This window comes from Streptomyces malaysiensis subsp. samsunensis, assembly GCF_024519315.1.
GTDB lineage: Bacteria > Actinomycetota > Actinomycetes > Streptomycetales > Streptomycetaceae > Streptomyces > Streptomyces malaysiensis.
On record NZ_JANIIC010000019.1, the window covers coordinates 71,780 to 97,516 of the forward strand.

Below are 25,737 nucleotides of genomic sequence, written 5' to 3' on the forward strand. Positions count from 1 at the left end.
TGCACCTTCCGGGAATTCGTCGTGTCATGGCCGTCACACCTCGGGACGGAGCATGGGCGGGTTGAGCAGCGTCGCCCCTCCGGCCCGGAACAGCTGGGCGGGACGGCCGCCCTGACGGGTCGTCGTACCACCCGTGGGCACCAGGAAGCCCGGGGTGCCGGTGACCTTGCGATGGAAGTTGCGCGGGTCCAGGGCCACGCCCCACACCGCCTCGTACACCCGGCGCAGCTCGCCGACCGTGAACTCCTGCGGGCAGAAGGCGGTGGCCAGCGAGGAGTACTCGATCTTGGAGCGGGCACGCTCGACCCCGTCCGCGAGGATGCGGGCGTGATCGAAGGCGAGCGGGGCGGCCAGATCGCTGTCCCGGCCGAAGGTCCCGTCCTGCTCGAGCAGCGATTCGACCGGGGCCCAGCGCACGCTGTGCGCGTCACCTCCGGGCCGGGGCGCGGGCAGATCGGGCGCCAGCGCGAGGTGCGCCACGCTGACCACTCGCATTCGGGGGTCCCGATTGGGATCGCCGTACGTGGCGAGCTGCTCGAGATGGGCGGCGTTCGGCGGGACCGGAAGCGTGGGGTCATGGGCGAGCAGCCCGGTCTCCTCGGCCAGCTCCCTGGCAGCGGCGGCGGCGAGATCCTCATCGGACCGCACGAAACCGCCGGGCAGCGCCCACCGCCCCTTGAAGGGCGGCTCCCCGCGGCGGACGGCCAGCGCACACAGCGAATGCCGCCGCACGGTGAGCACGACCAGATCAACGGTGACCGCGAATGCCGGAAAGGCCGATGGGTCGTAGGGCATGACGCGATCATAGTCGTCTGCCTGACGATAATCAGGCCCTTGAGCATGATCCCCGATGTTCGTGAAACCGCTCTCTCAACCGCTTGCCCACACGCTTCCCGAACCCCCTTCCGAATGCCGCCGAGCCGCCCCGCACCCCAGGTCGTCGCGCCTCGGCCCACCCTGCCTGCCCTGCCGTCCATCGTCCGCCGTCCGCCCCTGGCCGCCGCGCTCGGGCTCCCTGGCCCGGTCCGGGTCAGCGGCGGCTGCGCGCCCCCCGTCCACCGGTCCGGCGCCGGGCGCGCGGCCGTCCTTCCGGACGGCGCGTGCCTCCCGGGGTGCCCGCCCCGGCCGGTCCTCCCTTGCCACCCGAGCCCGCCGTTCCGCCCGGCCGCTCCCGCGCCGACTGCCGCTCCCTCCGGTCCTCCGCCTCCCCCGGCGCCTCCGCTTCCGCTTCCGCCTGTTCCTCCGCTTCCCCCGGCTCCTCCACTCCCGCGGGGGCGGACACCTCGGTGAGATCAGCCGACTCGACCGGTCCAGCCGTCTCGACCGTTTCGGCGGGGGCTCCAGCGGCCTCCTGCGGCTCGGCGGCCGCCAAATCGCCGAGCCGCTCCAGTTCCGCGTGCACCGCGGCGTGCACGGCCCGGTCGGCACGGTCAGCCCGGTCGGCGCGAACGGTCCCGTCAGAGCCGTCGACGCGCTCGGAACCGTCGACGCCGTCGGAGCTCTCCCGACGCAGGCATTGACGCAACAGCTTCGGATGGACCCCCTCATTGCACGCCTGGTGCAGCAGCCTGGCGAAGAGATAGTCGGGATCGACCCGCAGGGCACGGCCGAACGCCACCCGTGCCATGAGCTCATCACCCGCCGACCAGGCGACCCACCCCGCCAGGGTGAGCGGCGCCGCCGCATGCTCCCCGTACGAGCCGACACAGCGGCGGGCCAGCGCGCGCCACAGCCGCAGCGCCGCGTCGGCGTCCACTTCCTCCATCCACCCGGCCACCCGGTCCCGGGTGCGCCGGTCCTGGAGCCCGATGATCACTGCGGCAGCCTCCCGGTCGTCGAGCAGACCGTCATCGCTGAGATCGGCCGTACAGGCATCGGCGACCGGTGTCTCGGCCTGGAATTCGTCCAGCATCCGGCCCAGCAGACCGAGGGTCTGCGCACGGACCGTCGCGGAGCCACCACCATCCAGGATCCGGGGCACGAGCTCGACCCCGGCCGCGTCCAGCGCCCGCTCCTGCCCATCGGCCCGAGGCGCGCCGAGCGGGGCGAGCCTGGCCTCCATCTCGCGCAGCGAGCCGCGCACCTGGACCCCCGCGAACGTCGCCGCAGCGGCCATGACCGAGGTGCCGGGCAGGGCGAGCGGAACGCCTTCCGGCGGACAGCAGCGCCGGTCGGGGCAGACATACGACCAGAACCGGCCGCCGGAGATGCAGAGCGCCTCGAACACCGGCACATCCAACCCGCCGCACGCGATGCGCAGCCGCTGGGCGAGGGGCCGCAGCCGCTCCATCGCCTCCTGCCCGGACTCGCCCTCGGCCGGCTCCTGGCACAGGAACAGAACGACCCCCTCCGGCCGTCCGCCACGCCGCTCACAGCCGCTGATCAGGCATTCGGCGAGCTGGTCGCAGACCTCGGGCCACTCCTCCGGGACCCGGGGAATGCCGAGCCTCAGCCTGCCGCCGAACCGGCCGCGCGAGCCGTGCAGCGCGATCATCACGATGCTGTCGTCCGGCTGAAAACCCAGGACATAGGGCAGGGCATCGGCGAGCTCGGCCGGACTGCGGAGGGTGACCTGCTCTTCGCCGGGCAGCCCGGCCGCTTCGTTGTGTCGAGTCATGGCCCGACGGTCCCTCAGCCCCGGCGGCCCCGCCACCCCTGTGGATAACCTTATCCACAGGCTGCCGGGGGCGTTGGCGCGATGTCGGCGGGATCGGGTTGCATGGGGGCATGAGCGACGAAAATCTGCGTACCTCGGCCGACCGCGTCCTGGCCCGCCTCGTCGGGGACACCACCGGCTCCGCCCGGCTCCGGGAGGATCAATGGCGGGCGATCGAGGCGCTGGTCGCCGAGCGCCGCCGGGCACTGGTCGTGCAGCGCACGGGCTGGGGCAAGTCGGCGGTGTATTTCGTCGCCACCGCGCTGCTGCGCGAGCGCGGCAGCGGTCCGACCGTGATCGTCTCCCCCCTGCTCGCGCTGATGCGCAACCAGGTCGAGGCCGCCGCGCGCGCCGGTATCCACGCCCGCACCATCAATTCCGCCAACACCGAGGAGTGGGACACCATCCAGGCGGAGGTCGCCGCGGGCGAGGTGGATGTGCTGCTGGTGAGCCCCGAGCGGCTGAACAACCCCGACTTCCGCGACGAGGTGCTGCCCCGGCTAGCCGCCGCCACCGGTCTGCTGGTCGTCGACGAGGCACACTGCATCTCCGACTGGGGCCATGACTTCCGGCCCGACTACCGCAGGCTGCGCACCATGCTCGCCGATCTGCCCCAGGGCGTGCCCGTGCTCGCCACGACCGCGACCGCGAACGCACGGGTCACGGCCGATGTGGCCGAGCAGTTGGGCACCGGCGAGGGCACGGGGCGAGCGCTGGTGCTGCGCGGCCCGCTGGACCGGGAGAGCCTGCGGCTGGGCGTGCTGCCGCTGCCGGACGCCGCGCATCGGCTCGGCTGGCTCGCCGACCACCTCGATGAGCTGCCGGGCTCAGGGATCATCTACACCCTCACCGTCGCCGCGGCCGAGGAGGTGACCGCGTTTCTGCGGCAGCGCGGCCACACCGTGGCCTCCTACACCGGCAAGACGGAGAACGCGGATCGTCAGCAGGCCGAGGAGGATCTGCTGGCCAACCGGGTCAAGGCGCTGGTCGCCACCTCCGCGCTGGGCATGGGCTTCGACAAGCCGGATCTCGGCTTCGTGGTGCATCTCGGTTCACCGTCCTCCCCCATCGCCTACTACCAGCAGGTCGGACGCGCCGGGCGCGGTGTGGAGCACGCCGAGGTGCTGCTTCTGCCCGGCCGTGAGGACGAGGCGATCTGGCGGTATTTCGCCTCGCTCGCCTTCCCGCCCGAGGAGCAGGTGCGCCGCACCCTCGATGTGCTGGCGGCGTCGGACCGGCCGGTGTCGCTGCCCGCGCTCGAGCCCCAGGTCGAGCTGCGGCGGTCACGTCTGGAGATCATGCTCAAGGTGCTCGACGTGGACGGCGCGGTGCGGCGTGTGCGCGGCGGCTGGACGGCCACCGGTCAGCCCTGGGCGTACGACGCGGAGCGGTATGCGTGGGTGGCACGCCAGCGGGAGGCCGAGCAGCAGGCCATGCGGGAGTACGCCACGACGGCCGACTGCCGGATGGAGTTCCTCCGGCGGCAGCTGGACGACGAGAAGGCGGCGCCGTGCGGCCGTTGTGACAACTGCGCGGGGGCTCGGTTCACCGCCGAGGTGTCCGCCGCCTCGCTGGACGCGGCGCGCGGTGAGCTGGGGCGGCCCGGTGTCGAGGTGGAGCCGCGCCGTATGTGGCCGACCGGGCTGCCCGCGGTGGGCGTCGATCTCAAGGGCCGCATCGCGGCGGGTGAGCAGGCCGCTCCGGGCCGGGCCCTGGGCCGTCTGTCCGACATCGGCTGGGGAAACCGGCTGCGGCCGCTGCTGGCCCCGCAGAGCCCGGACGCCCCGGTGCCCGACGATGTGGCCGGTGCGGTGGTGACGGTGCTCGCCGACTGGGCCAAGGGCCCCGGCGGCTGGGCCTCGGGCGCGCCGGACGCCCCGGACCGCCCGGTGGGCGTGGTCACGATCGCCTCGCGCACCCGTCCGCAGTTGATCCGGACACTGGGCGAACGGATCGCCGCCGTCGGCCGGTTGCCCCTGCTCGGGAGCGTGGCGTACCACGACGGCGAGATCGACACCCGGGTGCCGCGCACCAACAGCGCCCAGCGGCTGCGGGCGCTGCATGGCGCGCTGACCGTGCCGCCCCCGCTGGCGGCGGCCCTCGCCGAGGCGGGTGGGCCGGTGCTGCTGGTGGACGATATGGCGGATACCGGCTGGACCTTGGCCGTCGCCTCCCGGCTGCTCCGCCGGGCCGGAGCGGCCGGAGTGTTTCCGCTGGTCCTGGCCGTGCAGGGGTAGGGGCGGCCGGGCCGCGGCGGGGCGCGAACCGGTCAGGAATATAGAACGCACATCCAGGAAAAACGGTCAGTGGCGTCAACTGCGCATTGCCGCGGGCGGGCGCGACCGCGAGAATTGTCAGCAGCTCCCCGCCCCCGGTCCGTCCGTGGTACCGACGGGCTGTGTCGTGGCCCGCGCCCGTGCCCGACCCTTCGCACGGACCGTGGGCGCAGACGAAGGGATGACCGTGACCTTCGGCTTCGCTCCACCACCGTCCGCCGGTTCCGCTTCCCGGGTCGGCCGGATGCTCCAGCCCGCCGAGTGGGCGGCAGCGGGAATCCCGTTGCTGCGCAACCCGCGCGAGGTGGTCACCGGACTGCACAGTCGCCATCTGCCCACGCCCTCGACCGCCGTCGTCGCGGTCCTCGATCCGGACGAGCGGCTCACGGCGAGCGCCTCGTTCATCCGCCGCGCCGCCGCCGTCGACGGCTGGGACTTCCGGAACGCGCTGCTGGCGCAGTTGCGCCGGGTGATCCCGCACGACCTGCGCCGCCGCACACCGATCCGCACCGCCGTGCTGCTCTACTGCCGCGAGGGCGAGGGCCGGTGGACGGAGGAGGACGGCGCCTGGATGTGGGGGCTGCGCGACGCCTGCACCCTGCACGGTCTGCGCTGTGGCGCGTACATCACGCTGACCCACGACGGATGGCGGGTCCTCGGCGAGGGGCGGGGCGGCCGTCGGCCGAACTCCGCTTCGCTGCCCACCGAGGTGGGGGTGGCGGTCGAGGGCGACGGCGACGCGAAGGCGCTGCCGCGGCCCCGCCTCGGAGCGCGCAAGGCGCTGAGCCACTCCGCCGCCGTCTGACCAGCCGCGGAGCACGCACGGCCCCTGGTCCGTCCGGACGCCGGACAGCTCCGCCGCGGGGGCAGAGACTGCCGGACACCGGGCGTTCGGGGACGTGCGGCCTCAGGCGCCCGGACCGATAAGGGTGTTGATCCGCTTCGGGTCGCCGCAGACGATCAGCAGCGTCCCGGCACGGCCCATCGCCTCGGGCAGCGCGTGGGCCACGGCATCGTTCGCACCACCGTTGACGGCGACGATCACGACAGGGCGGCCCTTGGCTCGATCGGCACCCGCGTCGGCGTAGAAGACATCGTCTCCCGCGTCGTGCTGCGCCCAGTAGGACGCCTCGCCGAAGGACAGCTCATGCGCCGCCCATGGATGCTGCTCCCCGGTGGTCAGCACCAGGATGTCGGCCGGGGCCCGGCCGGAATCCAGCAGCAGGTCGACCGCCTCGTCCGCCGCGTCCAGCGCACCCTCCACCGTGGCGGGGATCAGCTGGATCTGGGGAGTGGCCTTGGCGGCGGTTGTTTTGGCAGCCGAGGCCGCCGGGGCGGTCGGCAGGGGCTTCGTCGCATCGCTCGTGGTGCGCTGCGACTGGGCCGACGAGGTTCCGGCGGAGCCACGGTTGGGACCGGGGCTTCCAGGCCGACGCGGCGCGGGCCGGGGGCCGGGACCAGGGACAGGACGAGGGGTCGGCGCGGTGCGGCCTGCGGCCGGTGTCGCGCGGGGACCCGGGACACTCTCGTGAATCTGAGGCTCCTCGGGGATGAGAGGCATGGGCTGATGTCTATCAAACGTCGGTGCGAGTCGCATCGGCGGGTGGCGGTTTTGACCGCTTGGTCTGGCTCAGAAGTCGAAGCCGAGTTGGCCTTCGTCCTCCAGCCCGACCGGTTCGGGGGTGTTGCGGATCCGCTTCAGGTGCCGCCAGCGGGGCAGCCCGTCCATATAGGCCCAGGACAGCCGGTGGTGGGGCGTGGGCCCCAGGTCCCGCAGGGCGGCGCGGTGTGTGGGGGACGGATATCCGGCATTGTCCTCGAAACAGAAGTCCGTGTGGTCGGCTCCCAGTTCGGCCATCATCGCATCCCGGCGCACCTTGGCGATCACCGAGGCGGCGGCGACGGACACACAGGACTGATCGCCCTTGATGACCGTACGAACCGTCCAGGGAGCACCGAGGTAGTCGTACTTCCCGTCCAGGATCACCGCGTCCGGCCGGACCGGCAACGTGTCCAGCGCACGGGTGGCGGCGAGCCGGAGGGCGGCCGTCATCCCCAGGGCGTCGATCTCCTCGGGAGAGGAGTGACCCAGGGCGTGTGCGGTGACCCACGAGTCCAACTCCCGGGCCAGGGCCGTGCGCTTCTTGGGGCTCAGCAGCTTGGAGTCGGTGAGTCCGGTGGGCGGACGGCGCAGTCCGGTGACCGCCGCGCAGACCGTCACCGGACCGGCCCATGCCCCGCGCCCGACCTCGTCGATACCGACGACGATCTTGGCTCCCGTCGTGGCTCGAAGCGAGCGCTCGACACTGTGGGTGGGCGGTTCATAGGCCATGGCGAGGACAACCTTACGCCGCTCTTACCCGCATTCGGAACCCGGATCCCGGCAGCGGTCGCCAGCCGCCCCCGGCGGTTGCCTCCCTGGTGAACCCGGTCGCCGCTTCCGCTCAACGCGGCGCGGCGGAGGGCCGGTTCGACAGGTGGGGCAAACCGGGCGACATACCTCATCCCGCCCATGGGACGGGTCAGTCGCCCCGCGCCGGGACCCACCCGGGCAGCGCCTCGGTGCGGTCCTGCCAGTCGCCGGGCGGCGTGCCGGTTGCCTCGGCCGCGACCACTCCTCCGGCGATGGCGCAGGTGGTGTCCACATCCCCTCCGGCCGAGGCCGTCTTCCAGATCGCCTCCTCGAAGGAGCCCAGGTGGCGGGCGGCCGCCCACAGGGCGAACGGCACGGTGTCATGGGCGCTGGTACGGCGGCCGCAGCCGAGCACCGCGGCGACGGTCCCCGCGTCCGCGTAGTCGAGCATGTCGCGGGCCCGGCGCAGCCCCGCATGGACGGCGCTGCGCGGCACCACCTCGACCACCCGGTCCAGCAACTCCTCCGGCCCGCCGTGGCCCGCCGGATCGGCCACCAGCGCCGCCGCCGCGGCCACCGCCATGGCACCCGCCACCGCCTCGCGGTGTTGATGCGTGGTGTACGCCGAGATCTCCGCCTGATGTGTCGCCTGCTCCACATCGCCCGCGTACCAGGCGCCCAGCGGGGCGATCCGCATGGCGGCGCCGTTTCCCCACGACCCCTGCCCCCGGAACAGAGCGGCGGCCAGGTCACGCCAGTTGCCACCCTCCCTGACGAGGCGGAGCATCCGGTTCACGGCGGGGCCGTAGCCCCGGTCGAAATCATGGTGGTCGGCGAAGGACCGGGCGAGATCGTCCTGGTCGATCCGGCCGTGGGTCACCAGGACGGCCAGGATCGAGCAGGCCATCTCGGTGTCGTCGGTCCACTGCCAGGGGGCGGGTGGCAGCTCGCGGCGCTTGAGGAACGGATAGTTGGCGGGTACGAAGAACTGGGAGCCGAGGGCATCGCCCACGGCCAGCCCGCGCAGACTCCGGAGAGCCCGGTGGAAACGGTCAGCGGTCATCGTTGCGCACTCTAACCGGTGCGGCCGTAGGGCTCGGGGGTGCACCAGCGCTCGAACGGCCGGTCCAGGCGGTAGCGCCCGTCCGGGCCGAGCAGCAGGGACCGTGTCTCACCGTTGCCGGGGTTCGACAGCGACTCGAATTCGGCGACGTTCCAGTGCAGCCACCGCATACAGAACAGCCGCATGGTCAGCCCATGGGTCACCAGCAGGACGTTCGGCGGATGTGCCGGGTCCTGGAAGCTGCGCCACAGGCTCTCCAGGAAGGCGTCCACCCGGTCGTAGACATCCGCGCCCGACTCACCCTGCGCGAACCGGTAGAAGAAGTGCCCGTAGGCGTCGCGGTACGCCATCTGTTTCCGCACGTCCTCGCGGTCCTGCCAGTTCCCCCAGTCCTGCTCCCGCAGCCGGGGCTCCTCCCTGACCCGGGTGCGGGAGGGGTCCAGATCGAGCAGCTTCAGGGTCTGGTGGGTGCGGCGGTACGGCGACACATAGATCGAGACCTGTTCGTCGCCGAAGGTGGCGCGCAGCCGCTCGCCCGCCTCCTTCGCCTGCCGGAGTCCGTTCTCGGTCAGCTTCAGAGCATGGTCGGGCACTCTTTCGTACACCGAGTCATCGACATTCCCCTCCGATTCTCCGTGCCGTAGGAGGACGATGCGCCGGGGTCGAGCCATGGCGCCACCCTAGATCGAGGCCGTGGCCAGTGCCTCACCCCCCTCCTCGGCCATGGGCCGGCCTCCGCGTATCTCGCACCGCCGCCCGGTGAACCGGCTGCGCAGCAGCCGGTCGTGCGAGACCACCACCAGCGCCCCGGTCCACTGGGCCAGTGCCTCCTCCAGCTCCTCTACCAGGCCGAGGGCGAGATGGTTGGTCGGCTCGTCGAGCAGCAGCAGATCGGCGGGGCGGGCCAGCAGCCGGGCGAGCGCCAGCCGGCGGCGCTGGCCCGCGGAGAGCGATCCCACCGGGACATGGAGATCGTCCGAGCGGAACAGCCCGTAGGACAGCAGCAGGGTGGCCTGCTCCTCCGGCGTCCCCGGCAGTCCACGGCCGAAGGCCGGTAGCAACCGCTCCCGGGGCCGGGCCACCGGTATCTCCTGGGCGAGATAGCCGACCCTTCCCCGGCGGACCACCCGCCCCGCCTCCGGTTTCTCCACCCCGGCCATGACCCGCAGCAGGGTGGATTTGCCCGCGCCGTTCGCCCCGTGGACGAGCAGCCTCTCTCCGGCCACCACGGTGAGCCGGTCCACCGCCAGCCGCTCCCCCACGCGAACATCGTGGAGATCGACGAGCACACCGTCCGCCGTGCCCCCGGCGGGCAGCGCCGAGAACCTCAGCGGCTCCGGCGGGCGCGGCACCGGGTCCTCCTGGAGCCTGCGCAGCCTCTCCCGGGCGTTCCGCACCCTGCTGGACACCGAGGACTGCACGCGTCCCCGATCCCGGTCGTAGGCCATTTTGTTGCCGTCCTTCATGCCACGGCCCGGGGCGACCCGGCGTGCGACGGTGGTGGCGGCCTCGGCCAGCGCGGCCGTCTCCGCGCACCACTCCTCGTATGCCTGCTCCCAGCGGCGGCGCGCGGCGATCCGCTCGGCGACGAATCCGCCGTACCCCCCGCCGTAGCGCACCAGGGCGCGCCGGTCCGCGTCCACCTCGATGATCGCGGTCGCCACCCGCTCCAGGAAGACCCGGTCGTGGGAGACCGCGAGGACGGTACCCGGATGCCCCCGCAGGGCCTCCTCCAGCCAGCTGAGCGCGGCGCCGTCGAGGTGATTGGTCGGCTCGTCCAGCAGCATCACTTCGGGGGCGGCGGCGATCAGGCAGGCGAGCCCGAGCCGGGCCTGCTCACCGCCCGACAGACTGCCGAGCCGGCGCTCGTACCCGATGCCGCCGAGCCCCAGACCGTGCAGGGCCTTCTCCACCCGGGCATCCGCCTCATAGCCACCGCGGGCCTCGAACGCGGTGAGCAGATCGCCGTACGCGGCGAGCGCCTCGGGGGCACCGCCGCCGAGATCCGCCTCCAGCTCGCGCAGCCCGCGCTCCATGGCGCGCACCTCGGCGAGGGCGGCGTCCACCGCGTCGCGCACCGTGTGGTCCGGGGGCAGCTCGGGCGTCTGGCCGAGGTGCCCTATGCCGCCGTCGGCCACCGTCACCACGGGGCCGTCGTCGGGCAATTCACTCCCGGCCAGCAGCCGCAGCAGGGTGGACTTACCTGCTCCGTTCTCCCCCACGACGCCGACACGCTCCCCGGGCCGCACCGCGAGGGACACGTCGTCGAGCAGCAGCCGGCCACCCCGGGACAGCGTGACGCCTCGCAGCGAGATCTGTGTGGGCACAGGGCGTACCTCCAAGCACGCGACCACATGCGGCTATCCGAACCGCACGCTACAAACACAACTGAAGTTGCATTACCCTCACCATGACACGGCAAACCAACTAACACAACTGGAGTTGCACTTGTCCACAGAAAGCGCCACCCCGACGCCGGGCACCGTCCGCCCCGGAGGGCGCACCGCGCGCACCCGCTCGGCGGTGCGCGACGCCGTGCTCACCGGCCTCGCCGAGCACGGCTATCCCGGTCTGACCGTGGAGTACGTCGCCGAGCACTCCGGCGTCCACAAGACGACCGTCTACCGGCGCTGGGGCAGTGTCGAGGGGCTCGTGGCGGACGCGCTCGACCTCGCGGGCGAGGACGCCTGGACGCCGCCCGACACCGGAAGCCTTGAGGGTGATCTACGTGCTCTCGCCCGCGAGGTGACCGAGACCTTCGGCAGCGCGTCGGCCGCCGCCGCGCCGACCGCCTTCATCGCGGCCGCGTTCCAGTCCGAACGCGCGGCCGAGGCGCTGCACACCTTCTACACCGGGCGCTTCGACCGGTGTGAATCCGTGGTGCGGCGGGCCGTCGACCGGGGCGAGGCCCCATCCGGCACCGACGCCGCGTCGGTCGTACGCGCCGTCTCCGCGCCCTTGTTCTTCCGGGCACTCATCACCCGTGAGCCCATCGACACGCCGCTCGCCGACCAGACGGCGACCGCCGTCGCCACCGCGGTCCGGGCCGGGGCGTATCTCCCCGACCGCCGCTGACCAGACCGCCCTGGGAGCGGCAGGGTTCCGCGTCCCGCCCTCACACCGTCCAGGCGGACTCGATCCGAACGACGTCACCGGTGATCGCCGCCACATCCGCTTCCGTCTGCGCGCGCAGGCCGAGCCGCTCGACCCGCTCCACGCGGTACTTTCCGTGCTCGGCCGCCGAGTCCCACAGCGACAGGACCATGAACTCGTTCCCCGGTGCCTCGCCGAACACCCCGCGCAACATTCCGGGTGACCCGGCCATGGCCGGATTCCACACCTTCTCCTGCACCAGCGTGAAGTGTTCCACCCGGTCGGGGCGCACACGGCAGTGCGCGACACGCACCACATCCGCGTCGGAGAAGCGTGGCTCGAAGCCGACCTTCACATCGAAGCGGTGCTCGAACAGCCGGACTTGCATATCCCTGTACGTGCCCGACTGCGCGGCCGCCAGCCGGTCGTGTGAGCGCGCCATGAAGGAGTCGTAGAACGCCCGGCTCTCCCAGAACGAGAAGACATGCGCCACATCCGGCCGCCCCCGGCTCCAGCCACCGCCCTGCCCCCGGAATCCCGGTTCGCCGGGCAACCCCGCCCACTTCCGCTGCCCCCGCTCGAAACCCGGGCGGTCCACCACGGTGCAACGAATCCACTTGACCAGCACCGCGCCATCCTACGGCGGTGCGGTGGCCCTCATCACATACCGGAGAGTCCGCCCCCGTTTGGGCATCGCACCATACGGCGCCCGAAGACGAACGTGGATGGAGACAGATGGAGACTGACGGCGGCGGGGCGCGAGCCCGAAGGCCCGCGCCCCGCCCCGGATGTCATCCGTAAGGACGCGATCAGCTACAGCCGCTCGTCGAACCGCAGCCCTCGCACAGGTAGCAGCTGCCCGCACGGCGCATCTTGGTGCCGCAGGAGAAGCAGAGCGGAGCGTCCGCGTTCAACCCCATCTGGATCTCGACCAGTTCGGTCGAGCTGTGGGCCTCCCTCGCCGACCCGTTCGTGGTCCGCGGCTTGGACGTGCTGCCCTTGGGGGCCTCCACCACATGGCGCGGCGCCGACTGGGCCAGGCCCTCGACGTCCACCTCGTCGTCGGCGGCCTCGTAGGACCCCGTCTCCAGGTGGCGCTGGCGCTCCTCGGCGGAGTGGATGCCGAGCGCCGAGCGGGTCTCGAAGGGCAGGAAGTCCAGCGCCAGCCGGCGGAAGATGTAGTCGACGATCGACTGCGCCATCCGCACATCCGGGTCGTCCGTCATACCGGCCGGCTCGAAGCGCATGTTGGTGAACTTCGAGACGTAGGTCTCCAGCGGCACGCCGTACTGAAGACCGACCGACACGGCGATCGAGAAGGCGTCCATCATGCCCGCCAGGGTCGAGCCCTGCTTGGACATCTTCAGGAAGACCTCACCGAGACCGTCGTCCGGGTAGGAATTGGCGGTCATATAGCCCTCGGCGCCGCCCACCGTGAAGGAGGTGGTGATGCCGGGACGGCCCTTGGGGAGGCGCCTGCGGACCGGGCGGTACTCGACGACCTTCTCGACCTCGGGCTCGGCCTGCTCCTTCTCCTCCTTCTTCTTGGCGGAGAGCGGCTGACCGACCTTGCAGTTGTCGCGGTAGATCGCCAGCGCCTTGATGCCGAGCTTCCAGCCCTCGAAGTAGATCTCCTCGATCTCCTCGACGGTAGCCGACTCCGGCATGTTGACCGTCTTGGAGATCGCGCCGGAGAGGAACGGCTGGGCGGCGGCCATCATCCGCACATGGCCCATCGGCGAGATGGAGCGCTCGCCCATCGCGCAGTCGAAGACCTCGTAGTGCTCGGGCTTCAGCCCCGGCGCGTCGATCACATTGCCGTTGTCGGCGATGTGGGCGACGATCGCCTCGACCTGCTCCTCCTGGTAGCCGAGCCGCTTGAGCGCCTTGGGGACCGTGTTGTTCACGATCTGCATGGAGCCGCCGCCGACCAGCTTCTTGAACTTGACCAGGGCCAGGTCCGGCTCGACGCCCGTGGTGTCGCAGTCCATCATCAGGCCGATGGTGCCGGTCGGCGCGAGCACCGACGCCTGGGCGTTGCGGAAGCCGTTCTTCTCGCCGAGGCGCAGGACGTCCTGCCATGCCTCGGTGGCCGCGGCCCAGACCGGGGTGTCCAGGTCGTCCATGCGCTTGGCCACGGCATTGGCGTCCGAGTGCTGCTTCATGACGCGCTTGTGGGCGTCCGCGTTACGGGCGTAGCCGTCGTACGGGCCGACCACGGCGGCGAGCTCCGCGGAGCGCTTGTACGAGGTGCCGGTCATCAGGGAGGTGATCGCTCCGGCCAGGGCCCGGCCGCCGTCGCTGTCGTAGGCATGGCCGGTGGCCATCAGCAGGGCGCCCAGGTTGGCGTAGCCGATGCCCAGCTGGCGGAAGGCGCGGGTGGTCTCGCCGATCTTCTCGGTCGGGAAGTCCGCGAAGCAGATGGAGATGTCCATCGCGGTGATGACCAGCTCGACGACCTTGGCGAAGCGCTCGGCGTCGAAGCGCTGGTTGCCCGCGTCGTCGTCCTGGAGGAACTTCATCAGGTTGAGCGAGGCGAGGTTGCACGAGGAGTTGTCCAGGTGCATGTACTCGCTGCACGGGTTGGACGCGGTGATCCGGCCCGACTCCGGTGAGGTGTGCCAGTGGTTGATGGTGTCGTCGTACTGGATCCCCGGGTCGGCGCAGGCCCAGGCCGCCTCGGCCATCTTGCGGAAGAGCGACTTGGCGTCGACCTCCTCGATGGGCTCACCGGTCATCCGGCTGCGCAGCCCGAATGACGCGCCGGACTCCACGGCCTTCATGAACGTGTCGTTCACGCGGACGGAGTTGTTGGCGTTCTGGTACTGGACGGACGTGATGTCGTCGCCGCCCAGGTCCATGTCGAAGCCCGCGTCGCGCAGGGCGCGGATCTTCTCCTCCTCCTTGACCTTGGTCTCGATGAACGCCTCGACGTCCGGGTGATCGACGTCGAGCACGACCATCTTGGCGGCCCGGCGGGTGGCGCCGCCCGACTTGATCGTTCCGGCGGAGGCGTCGGCGCCGCGCATGAAGGAGACGGGTCCTGAGGCGTTGCCGCCCGAGGAGAGGAGTTCCTTGGAGGAGCGGATGCGGGAGAGGTTCAGGCCGGCGCCGGAGCCGCCCTTGAAGATCATCCCCTCTTCCTTGTACCAGTCCAGGATCGACTCCATGGAGTCGTCCACGGAGAGGATGAAGCAGGCGCTGACCTGCTGCGGCTGCTGGGTGCCGACGTTGAACCAGACAGGCGAGTTGAAGCTGAAGACCTGGTGCAGCAGCGCGTAGGTGAGCTCGTGGTCGAAGATCTCGGCGTCCGCGGGCGAGGCGAAGTAGCCATTGTCCTCACCGGCCTTGCGGTAGGTGCGCACCACGCGGTCGATGAGCTGCTTCAGGCTCGCCTCCCGCTCCGGGGAACCCACCGCGCCGCGGAAGTACTTGCTCGTGACGATGTTGACCGCGTTCACCGACCAGAAGTCGGGGAACTCCACGCCGCGCTGCTCGAAGTTGACCGAACCGTCGCGCCAGTTGGTCATGACGACGTCACGGCGCTCCCAGACCACCTCGTCGTACGGATGCACGCCGGGGGTGGTGTGAATGCGCTCGATGCGCAGACCCTTGTTCGCTTTGCTTCCCTTGGAGCGGGAGCCTCGTGCCGGGCCGCTCGTCGTCTCTGTCATTCCGCCTCCCTGTACGGGCGAAAACGCCCTGATGTGCCCATTTCTTCCCCAGGCACGGTGTCTGTCTTTCACCCGGATGCGCCAAGCGCCCCGGGCGGGTGTATGGGCCGCCGGTCAGTCGGCGGCGATGGCCGGCGCGGGGGCCTCCGCGGCCCCTTCGGCGCCGGACCCGCGGTCGTGCGCGGGAGGCCGTTGCTGGTCACGCAGCTCCGCGACGGCGGCCTCGAAGTCCTCGAGGGAGTCGAAGGCGCGGTAGACGGAGGCGAAGCGGAGGTAGGCGACGAGGTCGAGCTTCTGGAGCGGACCGAGTATGGCGAGCCCGACGTCATGGGTGGACAGCTCGGCGCTGCCGGTGGCCCGGACCGCCTCTTCCACCTGCTGACCGAGCTTGGCAAGGGCGTCCTCGGTGACCGGACGACCCTGGCACGCTTTGCGCACCCCCGAAATGACCTTGTCGCGGCTGAAGGGCTCGGTGACCCCGCTCCGCTTGATCACCATCAGTGACGCGGTCTCCACGGTCGTGAAGCGGCGCGAGCAGTCGGGGCACTGGCGGCGCCTGCGGATCGAGCAGCCGTCATCCGTGGTGCGGCTGTCGACGACACGGCTGTCGGGGTGCCGGCAGAAGGGGCAGTGCATGGCTCCGATCCCTCCCTCACCCTCAAAAACGGCGCATGACTGAACATGCCTGAACATGCCTGACTAGCCCCCACCGGGCCGCGAGGCCCGCCGGGACGGCCACAAGCATAAGCGAAAACCTTGGCAGGAAATCCACCAGGGACCACAACCTGTGGGTGGCTTACATCCATCAAACCACTAGATCTGGTGTCTGGCACTCAACCGACCCGGATGGCGTGTCACGACTCGGGAGCAGGCACGAGACTACGCGAACCCCGCGCGTCCCGGATTCATGGGGGTCGGGATGCAAGACTGAGGGCGCCCCACAACGGCCGGACCAAACGGCCCATACACCTAAGCCTGCGATCACGTCAGCCCATCTGCGAAATTTCACTCGAACGTGTGTTTGGCGCAACCTTTCGAAAGCAACTACCGTTGTCCAACTAGGGAGAACATCTCGAGAGGGGCCGTCGTGACCACCACCGCAGAGAGCGCCACTATTACCGCCCAGGAGCGCTCCCAGAGCCGACTCGAACAGACACACGCGATGAACCAGACCCACCCGATGAACGAAGACGCCACGAACCCGGAGGGGCAGAAGCCCACGCGATCGCTACCAGGGCGACCTCCAGGCATCCGGGCGGACAGCTCAGGGCTGACCGACCGGCAGCGGCGCGTCATCGAGGTCATTCGCGACTCTGTGCAGCGGCGTGGTTACCCGCCGTCCATGCGGGAGATCGGCCAGGCGGTGGGCCTCTCCAGCACCTCGTCCGTCGCCCATCAGCTGATGGCTCTGGAGCGGAAGGGCTTTCTGCGACGCGACCCCCATCGGCCCCGGGCCTACGAGGTCCGCGGCTCCGACCAGCCCAGCGCCCAGCCCACGGACACCACCGGCAAGCCCGCCGCCTCCTATGTGCCGTTGGTCGGCCGGATCGCGGCCGGTGGGCCGATCCTCGCCGAGGAGTCGGTCGAGGATGTTTTCCCGCTCCCCCGGCAGCTGGTCGGCGACGGTGAGCTCTTCGTGCTGAAGGTGGTCGGCGACTCCATGATCGAGGCCGCCATCTGCGACGGGGACTGGGTGACGGTGCGCCGTCAGCCCGTCGCCGAGAACGGCGACATCGTCGCCGCGATGCTCGACGGTGAGGCCACGGTGAAGCGCTTCAAGCGGGAGGACGGCCATGTGTGGCTGCTCCCGCACAACGCCGCCTACCAGCCGATCCCCGGCGACGAGGCCACCATTCTGGGCAAGGTGGTCGCGGTGTTGCGGCGCGTCTGAGCGCGCCGGATCGAGGTGCGCTTTCAGCGTGCCCCACGACCGGGCCCCGGGACCACTGCGCCGGTTCCGGGGCCCTGCTGTTTATGGCGGCCGTCGGGCCGTGGTCGAATGCGCCGACCGTAGGGCGGCGCCCCGCTACGCCTCCTGGGCCTTGGCCGCCGTGTCGATGGCGGCCAGCGAGCGGCGCACCTGGTTGCGGTCGGTCGTGTACCAGAAGTCCGGCATGGACTTGCGGAGGAACGAGCCGTAGCGGGCCCGCTCGACCCGGGGATCCAGGACGGCGACAATGCCGCGGTCACCCGAAGCGCGCACGAGCCGGCCCGCGCCCTGGGCCATCAGCAGCGCGGCATGGGTCGCGGCGACGGCCATGAAGCCATTGCCCCCGGCCTCCTCCACCGCCTTCTGGCGGGCACTCATCAGAGGGTCGTCGGGGCGGGGGAAGGGCACCCGGTCCATCACCACCAGCTGGCAGCTGGGCCCCGGCACATCGACGCCCTGCCAGAGGGACAACGTGCCGAACAGGCAGGTCTTGGCGTCGGCGGCGAAGGCGCGGATCAGCTCGCCCAGCGTCTCCTCGCCCTGGAGGAGGATGGGCATGTCGATACGCCCACGCAGCTCCTCCGCGGCCGCCTGGGCGGCGCGCATGGACGAGAACAGCCCGAGCGTGCGACCACCCGCGGCCTCGACCAGCTCGGTGAGCTCATCGAGCATATCGGCGCGGCTGCCGTCGCGGCCGGGCTGGGCGAGATGCTTGGCGACGTAGAGGATCCCCTGCTTCGAATAGTCGAAGGGCGAGCCGACGTCGAGGCCCTGCCAGCGCGGCGCGGTGTCCTCGCCGCCCTCCGGATCCTGCGGGCTCTCGGGGGCGAGACCGAGTGAGGCCGCCACCCCGTTGAAGTCCCCGCCCAGCTTGAGCGTGGCGGAGGTGAGGACGACGGACCGGTCTTCGAACAGCTTCTCGCGCAGCAGCCCCGAAACGGAGAGCGGGGCGACACGCAGCGAGGCCCCGAAGCGATCGTGCCGCTCGTACCAGACCACGTCATACTCCGAGCCCTCGACGATCCGCTCGGCCACCTGGTGGATGGTCTCCACGGCGCCCAGCGCCTGCTTGCGGACCGCGTCCTCGTCCTTGACCGAGGCGTCCCGCGTGGCGCCCAGCGCCGAGATCACCGTGCGGGCCGCGTCGCGCAACGCCATCAGCACATAGCCGAGGTCCTCGGGGATCTTCTCAAGGCGGCCGGGCAGCGCCAGCTCCATCAGCCGCTCGAAGCCCTCCGAGGCGGTCTGGAGGGCGTCCGCCGCCTGTTCCTTGACCAGCTTCGCGGCACGCCGCACGGCGCGGTTGACCTGGCCCGGGGTGAGCTCGCCACTGGCGACACCGGTGACCCGGGAGACCAGCTCATGGGCCTCGTCGACGATCAGCACCTCATGGCTGGGCAACACGGGGGCGCCCTCGATGGCGTCGATGGCGAGCAGCGCGTGGTTGGTGACGACGACATCGGCGAGTTTGGCCCGCTCACGGGACGCCTCGGCGAAGCACTCCGCGCCATAGGCGCATTTGGACGCGCCGAGGCACTCCCGGGAGGTGACCGACACCTGGGCCCAGGCGCGGTCCGAGACACCGGGGGTCAGATCGTCCCGGTCGCCGGTCTCGGTCTCGTCCGACCAGTCGCGCAACCGCAGCAGGTCCTTGCCGAGCTTGCTGGTGGGCGCGGCGGCCTCGAACGGGTCGAAGAGGCCGGCCTCATCGGCGTCCTCCTGCGGAACGCCCTCGTGGAGCCGGTGCAGGCACAGATAGTTGGAGCGGCCCTTGAGCATGGCGAACTCGGGGCGGCGGCGCAGGATCGGGTGCAGCGCCTCCACGGTGCGGGGCAGATCGCGCTCGACGAGCTGCCGCTGGAGGGCGAGGGTCGCCGTGGCGACGACGACACGCTCACCGTGGGCGAGGGCGGGCACCAGATAGCCGAGGGACTTCCCGGTGCCGGTACCGGCCTGAACCAGCAGATGGGAGCTGTCGTCAATCGCCTCCGCCACGGCTTCGGCCATGGCGGTCTGACCAGGGCGCTCGGTACCGCCGACGGCGGTTACGGCGGCGTGCAGCAGATCGGCGAGTGGAGGCGAGGACGATTCAGTCATAGGGCAGCCAGCCTACGGGGCGGCACCGACATCACTCCCGTCGGTGTGGTCGGTGACGGACGGTTTCGGCCGGGGTGGAGCTGGGACACGTCCCGCCTTCGTGGGACGGGCGGATCCCCGCTTGGTGGGAGGGCGGATCCCCACTCGTGGGAACCGGGACCGGGCGAGCGGTGTATCAACAGTGGAATCTCGCACAGAGCTCGCAGAGAACTTTCACAGAAGCCGACAGATCACGGGGGCACGGATGGTTGTGGAGGCTCACAGGACGTGTCGCAGGGCACGGTCGCGCAGCATCAGCGCGGCGCGTTTGGCGGGGAGTTCGACTTCCGCGGAGAAGCGGAAGCCGGCGCCGAGGAAGGCGGCGACGGAGGGGGTGTTGCGGAGATCCGGTTCGGCCACGACCCGGGAGCAGGACGGACGATGTTCGAGGACGAGGTCGGCGGCCGCCCGGAGCAGGGTCGTCCCCAGACCACGGCCGCGATCGCTGACCCGGCCGATCAGCAGGTGGATACCCGTGTCGTGCGGCCGGGCGGGGTAGTACCGCGCAAGCGGGTCCAGATCGGCGCGGTACACCTCCCAGTAGCTCATCGGGACGCCGTCCAGGACACCCAGGCAGGGCACACTGCGGCCATCGCCGTCGAGCTGGTCCCCGAGGTGGCTCGCGGTGGTCTCCTCGGGGCCGTCGAGCTCCCAGAAGGCGGCGACGGACGGGTCGTTCATCCATTGGGCGATGAGCCGCAGATCGCGCCCGATGCGCACCGGGACAAGCTGGAAGGTGCCCAACGGGGTGCTGGTGGGCCCCCATTCGACGATGTGGTCGAGCAGATCCGGCCGGTCGTCGGCCTCCGGTCCGGTGAAGCCCACGTCGATGTGTGGCGCGACGTCCTCTTTCTGGCGCAGCCGCAGATCGATGGTGTCGTCGGTGCTGGAGCTCGCACTGGAGTCGGTGTGCGGCACGGCGACGCTCTCCTCTCGGGGGTCTCGGCACGTCAGGGGGACGTGGGGGGTGAGGGGCCTGATCGCGGGTCGCGGAGTCAAGCCATAGGAGGGACAGCAGGGGTGCCGGAAGGAGAGACAGACATGGCGAGGGGGTTGTCGATGGTCACATAGACGGACTGGGTGTCCACCGGTCCCACCAGTTCGTCCAGGCCGCGCAGCCGGGTGAGCAGATTGGCCTTGCAGCGCAGGGTGGGCGCCTCCAGGAGCTGGGCGGGAAGCGGTGAGCGGGTACGCCCGGGGCCGGACGCGACCTCGGTGAGAAAGCGGCGGAACGCGGCCAGCAGGACGCGCTCCTCGACGAGTCGCTGGGACCCGAAGGCGCCGATCATTCCGAGGACGTTGTTGACACCCAGGTAGTAGGCGAACCGCTCGTCGATGACCTCATCGGGGACGAAGGTGTCGCTGCGGCCGCCGATACCGGGCAGCCGACGCTGGAGTTCGGCGTGCCGGGACGTACGGAAGTAGTAGCCCTGGTTGTCCCGGTAGCGGCCGCCGACCGGCCAGCCGTCCGGGTCCAGCAGCACCAGCGTGTTCTGCTGGTGTGCCTCGAGCGCGATCCCGGCTTCCCCGTCCAGCCAGAGCACGGGGCGTACGACCGTGTGCAGATAGCGCAGGAACCACTCCGCGCCGACGGCCGCGGTGGAACGGCCGGTGCGAGCGGCCAGCCGGGCGACGATGTGGGCGAGCCGGGAGCGCATCACCGGCTGTCCGCGCCAGGGGCGCACCGCGAGGAGTCCGGCGACGCAGACGGCGTCGTCGCCGGGGCCGAACGGGTTGTGCCGGACGACAACGTCGATGCCGGTCAGGGGCTCGCCATCCGATCCGTCCACGGCGAGCCAGGCCGGGTCTCGGACGATGTCGAAGCCCGGGAAGCCGGGGAATGCCGTCCGCCACTGCTCGGCCAGTCCGCTGCGGAGCAGCCGGTGCACCTCGACACCGCGGCGGAGTTCCTTACGGAGGTTCTCACGACGGGAGTTGGTGATTCGCAGACCAAGGGAGAGTTTCAGCATGGCGGGAGCGCCGGGCCGGTAGACGGTACGGACCGACGAGGTGGGATACCAGTCACCGCCGCACGGCCCGAGGTCGTGCAGCAGACCCGCGTCGAAGAGCGCGGCGACCTCCGGACGGTGCCGGATCTCGCGAGCCTGCCAGGGATGCAGCGGCAGGGGCACGGTACCGGTGGGCAGTTGGAGGCCGCTGCCCGCCAGGGAGAGGGCGAGCCGCTCGGCGGGCACGGTCCGGCCGCGCTCCGTCCAGGCCGACTCGCAGGCCAGTACGGACCGGTCCGCCGCGATCCAGTGAAGGGGGAAGGAGCCACGCGATTCCGGTGAGCAGACGGTGGATTCGGCGTCGGAGAGGCCCTCGCGGCTCTTCGGCGTGGGATGCAGGGGGTGACCGAAGAGGAGGGATTGTTCGGCATTGAGAAACGGGGTGCCCGCACCGGGATCGGCGGGCATGGCCCGGCGGTGGGTGAGGAAGAGGGCGGTGCGTCGCACGGAGTCCGCGACACGGCCGACAAGTTCGGTGGCGTCCGCGTCGGGATCGTCCTGCCGCGCGGTGTACGCCGCCTCGCGGGTGAGCAGGGCCGCGAGGGTGACCGCGCCGACAGCGGGCGCGTCATGGGGGCCGTGCTCCAGCAGCGGCGGACCGAAGCGGTGCCAGCCGGTGGGCGACCAATAGCGCACCGGGACGAGGAGTACGGTTCCGCTGGCGGCGAGGGGGATGCGCAGGGTGTCCCTGTCGGGGCGCGCGAGACCGCGCTCACGTACCCAGCAGCGCAGCAGGTTCTCGACGGCCGCGGCGTCGGCCGCGGTCAGCGGGTCGGGGTCGTCGAGCGGATCCACGCCGACCTCAGGGGCGCGGCCGCCGGGCACCTCCTGGCCGTCGCGGTTCTGCCGGGGTACGGCCGTCGCGGCCAGTTGTGGTGCGGACGGCTCCTCAGCCGACGGCTCCGGGGTGGGCGGTTTCTCTCTGGCGGATGGCTGGGGTGCGCCAGCGCCCGCTCCCGCTCCCGCCGCGCTGAGGAGCGGCGCCGTGGCGGGCCGCGCAATGGCGGGCGATGTCTTGGCGGACGACGTCGCCGGGGGCTGTGGCGCCGGGGCCGGGGCCGGTGGCACCGCCACCTCGGACGGTGGCACGGCCGCGGGGGACAGCGGCGCCGTGGGGGCAGATGGCACTGGCGCGAGCGGTGATGGCGGTGCCGGGGGCGCTGTCTGCTCTCCGGCGGCCGTCATGGCGGTGGACGGTGCCCTGACCGCCGACACCGCCGTGGGCGGGGCGGCCGGGGCGGGCGGTCTCGCCTCCTCAGCCGGAGGAGGCGCCGTGTGGGGCGAGTGCGGGAGAGGCGGCGGGGGGCCGGGGCGCGCGGAGTCGCCGGGGTTGGTCTGGGCGGGCACGGGCTGCGGGCGGGGAGACAAGGGGGTTCCCCCGGGGGTATGCGGCATGGTGAGTGCGGCGCGGGCATCATGGCGTTCACGTCCTGGGCCCGGCGCCTGCCTCCTTCGGTGGTGCGATGGGGGTGCGGTCGTACGGTGCTGGGCGCGTCACCGGTGGTCTCCGGTGGACGGCGGGCCGAACGGGGCAGCGGTGGGCGGGAGTTCACGGGAGTGGGTTCCGGCGGTGCGGATCGACGCGTCCAGGGCGTCGGTGAGCCGGTCCAGGACGGCCTCTGTCTGCTCATCGGTGATGGTGAGCGGAGGGAGAAGGCGGATCACCGCACCGTGGCGTCCGCCGAGTTCGACGATGAGCCCGCGCCGCAGGCACTCCTGCTGAACGGCCGCCGCGAGCGCGGGAGCGGCGGGCGGTGCCGCCGTACGCATGGCATCGGCGTATGGGGCTGCCTCACCCGGGGATGCCTCGTACGGGGCTCCCCCACCCGGAGATGCCTCGTACGGGGATGCCTCGTATGGGGTTGTGCCGCCCGGGGCTTCCTCGTGGTCGGGGTTCGCGACGGGTCCAGCCCCCGTTGGCGCAACTCCAGCTCCTGCCGCGAACCCAGCCTCCGGGGCGACCAGTTCAACGCCGATCATGAGGCCCCGGCCGCGCACGTCGCCGATCTGAGGCCGTCCGGCGGCGAATCCGCGCAGCCGCTCCAGCATCCGGCCGCCGACGGTTGCCGCGCGCTCGGCGAGGTTGTTCTGCCGGACATGGGCGAGGGTCGCCGCGCCCGCGGCCATCGCCAGTTGGTTGCCGCGGAAGGTGCCCGCGTGGGCTCCGGGCGGCCAGACGTCGAGGTCTTCCCGGTAGACCACGACGGCCAGCGGCAGGCCCCCTCCGATGGCCTTCGACAGCACCATCACATCGGGCTCCACCCCGCTGTGGTCGACCGCCCAGAAGGCCCCGGTGCGCCCGACGCCGGTCTGCACCTCGTCCGCGATGAGCGGGATGGAGCGGGCCGCGGTGATCTCGCGCATCCGGCGCAGCCAGCCGTCCGGTGCCGGGATCACCCCGCCCTCGCCCTGTACGGGTTCGAGGATCATCCCGGCCGGGTGGGGCGCACCGCCCTTCGGGTCGTCGAGCAGCTTCTCGGCCCAGTGCGCCGCGAGTTCGGCACCGCGCTCCCCGCCGACCCCGAACGGGCAGCGGTAGTCGTACGGAAAGGGCAGCCGGGTCACACCGGCCGCCATCACACCATCCGCCGGGGCGCCGCCGGAGGCGGCCAGCGCACCGGCCGTCATCCCGTGATAGGCCCCGGAGAAGGCGAGCAGACCGTCGCGCCCGGTGGCGGTGCGGACCAGTTTGAGCGCGGCCTCGACCGCGTCCGTGCCCGCCGGTCCGCAGAACTGCACCCGGGCGCGGGAGGCGAGTCCGGGCGGCAGGGTGGCGAACAGCTCGTCCGTGAAGGCGTCCTTGACCGGTGTGGCCAGATCCAGGACCTGAAGCGGTGCCTCCGAGTCCAGAACGGCCCGGATCGCGTCCAGCACCACCGGGTGGTTGTGCCCCAGGGCCAACGCCCCGGCCCCGGAAAGGCAGTCGAGATAGCGGCGGCCGTCGGCCCCCTCGACCGTCATGCCCCGGGCGCGCACCGGCACGATGGGCAACGCCCGGGCGTAGGTGCGGGCGGCCGACTCACGCAGCGCCTGGCGCCGCAGAATGCCCTGTGTGGCGCCGCCGTCGCCGGGGACGGCGGCCAGGGCCATCGGCGGGAGCTGGGTCACGGCCACGAGTCTCGGTCCTCCTGCTGCTGAACGCCCTCCGGCTGTCCCCCGTACGTACCAACGACGCGTAGGGCTCCGGATCACGGGCTCGGCGAAGATCCTTGTGGCCGGGAACCAAGGACCCGCTCGCAGCCGTCGTAGGCGGCACCGGCATAGTGGGATTCCACCCCATTGCCGGGGCGGTGCATGACAATTCCACACAGGCCGTAGAGCAGCTCAGAACCTCAGGGGGAGTTCCACCCATGCCATCCTCACGCCGACCCGCACTGGCCGTGGCCGCCATAGCCTCGGTTCTGGCGCTCACCGCGACCGCGTGCGACTCCTCGGACGACAACACCGACGCCAAGCCGACCGCGTCGTCGGAGCAGCAGGGCGTGGACGACATCAAGCTGCCCGACAATCTCAACGACAAGTTGAAGAATCTCGGCATCGATCTGGACCAGTGGAAGAACGGTGCCTGGAACAAGTGGGACAAGGACGACTGGCTGCGCGAGGCCGGTGACTTCATCAACCCGATCATCAAGGGTCTGTGGAAGCCGGACCGGATGCGCGACGCGCAGGAGCCCGACAAGCCGGTGGACGACAGCGACATCGCGGACGACCAGGGTGTGACCGACCCCGATCCGCAGCCCGTCCAGGCCAAGGAGGTCGCCAGCCCGTACAGCGCCAATGTGCCTTACGCGGGCAAGGTGTTCTTCGACGGCCCCGAGGGCTCGATGGTCTGCTCCGCAACGGTGGTCGAGGACCCGGCGCACCCCGGCAAGTCCAACCTGGTGTGGACGGCGGGCCACTGCGTCCACGCGGGCAAGGGCGGCGGCTGGTACAAGAACCTGATGTTCGTGCCCTCCTACAACGACGCGGGCAAGTCGCAGGCGGAGTTGGAGAACGCCACCAAGGAGGAGCTGGCTCCCAAGGGTGTCTGGTGGGCCGACTGGGCGCAGACCTCCTCGCAGTGGATCGACAGCGGCGCGGCCGTGGGCGGTAAGGGCGCTCCGTACGACTTCGCGGTGATGCATGTGAAGCCGGAGGTCAGCGGCGGCAAGTCGCTCGAGGAGACGGTGGGCGGCGCGCTGCCGGTCGACTTCAACGCCCCGGCGGTGAAGTCCATCGACGAGATCACGGCCACCGGCTACCCGGCCGCCCCGCCGTTCGACGGCCAGAAGATGAACCAGTGCGCGGATCAGCCGGGCCGCCTCTCCCTGGACGCCGAGCAGCCCACGATGTACCGCATCGGCTGCACCATGACCGCGGGTTCCTCCGGCGGTGGCTGGGTCGCCAAGGGCGCGGACGGCAAGCCGTCGCTGGTGTCCAACACCTCAATCGGTCCGTCCAACGCGACCTGGCTGGCGGGACCGCACCTCGGCCCGGAGGCGAAGGGCGTCTACACCGCGGTCAGCAAGAAGTTCGCAAGCCAGTGATCGGCTGAGCCGCCGACCTTA

At 71.3% G+C, this 25,737-nt stretch carries 19 protein-coding genes; 5 read left to right on the forward strand and 14 right to left on the reverse strand.

The window, feature by feature from the left end:
* Window positions 1-33: 33 nt before the first annotated feature.
* Both NQU54_RS18080 and NQU54_RS18085 read right to left on the reverse strand, forming a co-directional pair.
* Window positions 34-795 carry an NUDIX hydrolase gene (locus NQU54_RS18080; protein WP_257631963.1) on the reverse strand — a complete coding sequence of 254 codons (762 nt, stop codon included), beginning with the start codon at window positions 793-795 and terminating at the stop codon, window positions 34-36.
* Between the two features lie 235 nt (window positions 796-1,030).
* Window positions 1,031-2,617 carry a DUF4192 domain-containing protein gene (locus tag NQU54_RS18085; protein WP_257631964.1) on the reverse strand — a complete coding sequence of 529 codons (1,587 nt, stop codon included), beginning with the start codon at window positions 2,615-2,617 and terminating at the stop codon, window positions 1,031-1,033.
* Between the two features lie 110 nt (window positions 2,618-2,727).
* Between NQU54_RS18085 and NQU54_RS18090 the strand changes: the two genes are divergently transcribed.
* Together NQU54_RS18090 and NQU54_RS18095 are read left to right on the forward strand one after the other, a co-directional pair.
* Window positions 2,728-4,893, forward strand: a complete 2,166-nt coding sequence (locus tag NQU54_RS18090; protein WP_257631965.1) for a RecQ family ATP-dependent DNA helicase — start codon at window positions 2,728-2,730, stop codon at window positions 4,891-4,893.
* Window positions 4,894-5,119: 226 nt separating this feature from the next.
* Entirely contained in the window at window positions 5,120-5,737 is a 618-nt protein-coding gene (locus NQU54_RS18095; RefSeq protein WP_093706234.1) for a hypothetical protein, read from the forward strand.
* A 102-nt stretch (window positions 5,738-5,839) separates the two neighbouring features.
* Here NQU54_RS18095 and NQU54_RS18100 read toward each other — a convergent pair whose 3' ends face one another.
* The 5 genes from NQU54_RS18100 to NQU54_RS18120 form a co-directional block, all read right to left on the reverse strand.
* Window positions 5,840-6,493 (reverse strand): hypothetical protein, encoded by a 654-nt coding sequence (locus NQU54_RS18100; protein ID WP_257631966.1) that lies wholly within the window; start codon window positions 6,491-6,493, stop codon window positions 5,840-5,842.
* Window positions 6,494-6,562: 69 nt separating this feature from the next.
* The gene (rnhB, locus tag NQU54_RS18105) at window positions 6,563-7,264 is read right to left on the reverse strand and encodes a ribonuclease HII (RefSeq protein ID WP_257631967.1); all 702 of its coding nucleotides are present in this window, start codon (window positions 7,262-7,264) and stop codon (window positions 6,563-6,565) included.
* 190 nt (window positions 7,265-7,454) lie between these two features.
* Complete coding sequence (locus tag NQU54_RS18110) at window positions 7,455-8,348, reverse strand: ADP-ribosylglycohydrolase family protein (protein WP_257631968.1); 894 nt, start codon at window positions 8,346-8,348, stop codon at window positions 7,455-7,457.
* A gap of 11 nt (window positions 8,349-8,359) precedes the next feature.
* Window positions 8,360-9,019, reverse strand: coding sequence for a histidine phosphatase family protein (locus NQU54_RS18115; protein ID WP_257631969.1), 660 nt, complete (start codon window positions 9,017-9,019; stop codon window positions 8,360-8,362).
* Window positions 9,020-9,028: 9 nt separating this feature from the next.
* A complete protein-coding gene (locus NQU54_RS18120; RefSeq protein WP_308408495.1) occupies window positions 9,029-10,675 on the reverse strand; it encodes an ABC-F family ATP-binding cassette domain-containing protein in 1,647 nt (548 codons plus the stop codon).
* A 121-nt stretch (window positions 10,676-10,796) separates the two neighbouring features.
* On the opposite strand from NQU54_RS18120, the gene NQU54_RS18125 reads away from it, so the two are divergent.
* Window positions 10,797-11,423: a TetR/AcrR family transcriptional regulator gene (locus NQU54_RS18125; protein WP_257631970.1), complete on the forward strand. Its 627-nt coding sequence runs from the start codon at window positions 10,797-10,799 to the stop codon at window positions 11,421-11,423.
* Window positions 11,424-11,463: 40 nt separating this feature from the next.
* On the opposite strand, the gene NQU54_RS18130 is transcribed toward NQU54_RS18125, so the two are convergent.
* The 3 genes from NQU54_RS18130 to nrdR form a co-directional block, all read right to left on the reverse strand.
* The gene (locus NQU54_RS18130; RefSeq protein ID WP_069867870.1) at window positions 11,464-12,069 is read right to left on the reverse strand and encodes a YdbC family protein; all 606 of its coding nucleotides are present in this window, start codon (window positions 12,067-12,069) and stop codon (window positions 11,464-11,466) included.
* Between the two features lie 181 nt (window positions 12,070-12,250).
* Window positions 12,251-15,115: a vitamin B12-dependent ribonucleotide reductase gene (locus tag NQU54_RS18135; protein WP_069867871.1), complete on the reverse strand. Its 2,865-nt coding sequence runs from the start codon at window positions 15,113-15,115 to the stop codon at window positions 12,251-12,253.
* 114 nt (window positions 15,116-15,229) lie between these two features.
* Window positions 15,230-15,751 (reverse strand): transcriptional regulator NrdR, encoded by a 522-nt coding sequence (gene nrdR / locus NQU54_RS18140; protein WP_030842751.1) that lies wholly within the window; start codon window positions 15,749-15,751, stop codon window positions 15,230-15,232.
* A gap of 451 nt (window positions 15,752-16,202) precedes the next feature.
* On the opposite strand from nrdR, the gene lexA reads away from it, so the two are divergent.
* The gene (gene lexA / locus NQU54_RS18145) at window positions 16,203-17,006 is read left to right on the forward strand and encodes a transcriptional repressor LexA (RefSeq protein ID WP_069867872.1); all 804 of its coding nucleotides are present in this window, start codon (window positions 16,203-16,205) and stop codon (window positions 17,004-17,006) included.
* 135 nt (window positions 17,007-17,141) lie between these two features.
* On the opposite strand, the gene NQU54_RS18150 is transcribed toward lexA, so the two are convergent.
* The 4 genes from NQU54_RS18150 to NQU54_RS18165 form a co-directional block, all read right to left on the reverse strand.
* Entirely contained in the window at window positions 17,142-19,142 is a 2,001-nt protein-coding gene (locus NQU54_RS18150; RefSeq protein ID WP_257631971.1) for an ATP-dependent DNA helicase, read from the reverse strand.
* A 258-nt stretch (window positions 19,143-19,400) separates the two neighbouring features.
* Window positions 19,401-20,099 (reverse strand): GNAT family N-acetyltransferase, encoded by a 699-nt coding sequence (locus tag NQU54_RS18155; RefSeq protein WP_257631972.1) that lies wholly within the window; start codon window positions 20,097-20,099, stop codon window positions 19,401-19,403.
* 77 nt (window positions 20,100-20,176) lie between these two features.
* The gene (locus tag NQU54_RS18160; RefSeq protein ID WP_257631973.1) at window positions 20,177-22,375 is read right to left on the reverse strand and encodes an IucA/IucC family protein; all 2,199 of its coding nucleotides are present in this window, start codon (window positions 22,373-22,375) and stop codon (window positions 20,177-20,179) included.
* Between the two features lie 309 nt (window positions 22,376-22,684).
* Window positions 22,685-24,304 carry a diaminobutyrate--2-oxoglutarate transaminase family protein gene (locus tag NQU54_RS18165; RefSeq protein WP_372505925.1) on the reverse strand — a complete coding sequence of 540 codons (1,620 nt, stop codon included), beginning with the start codon at window positions 24,302-24,304 and terminating at the stop codon, window positions 22,685-22,687.
* A 236-nt stretch (window positions 24,305-24,540) separates the two neighbouring features.
* Between NQU54_RS18165 and NQU54_RS18170 the strand changes: the two genes are divergently transcribed.
* The gene (locus tag NQU54_RS18170; protein ID WP_079259211.1) at window positions 24,541-25,716 is read left to right on the forward strand and encodes a trypsin-like serine peptidase; all 1,176 of its coding nucleotides are present in this window, start codon (window positions 24,541-24,543) and stop codon (window positions 25,714-25,716) included.
* Window positions 25,717-25,737: the final 21 nt, after the last annotated feature.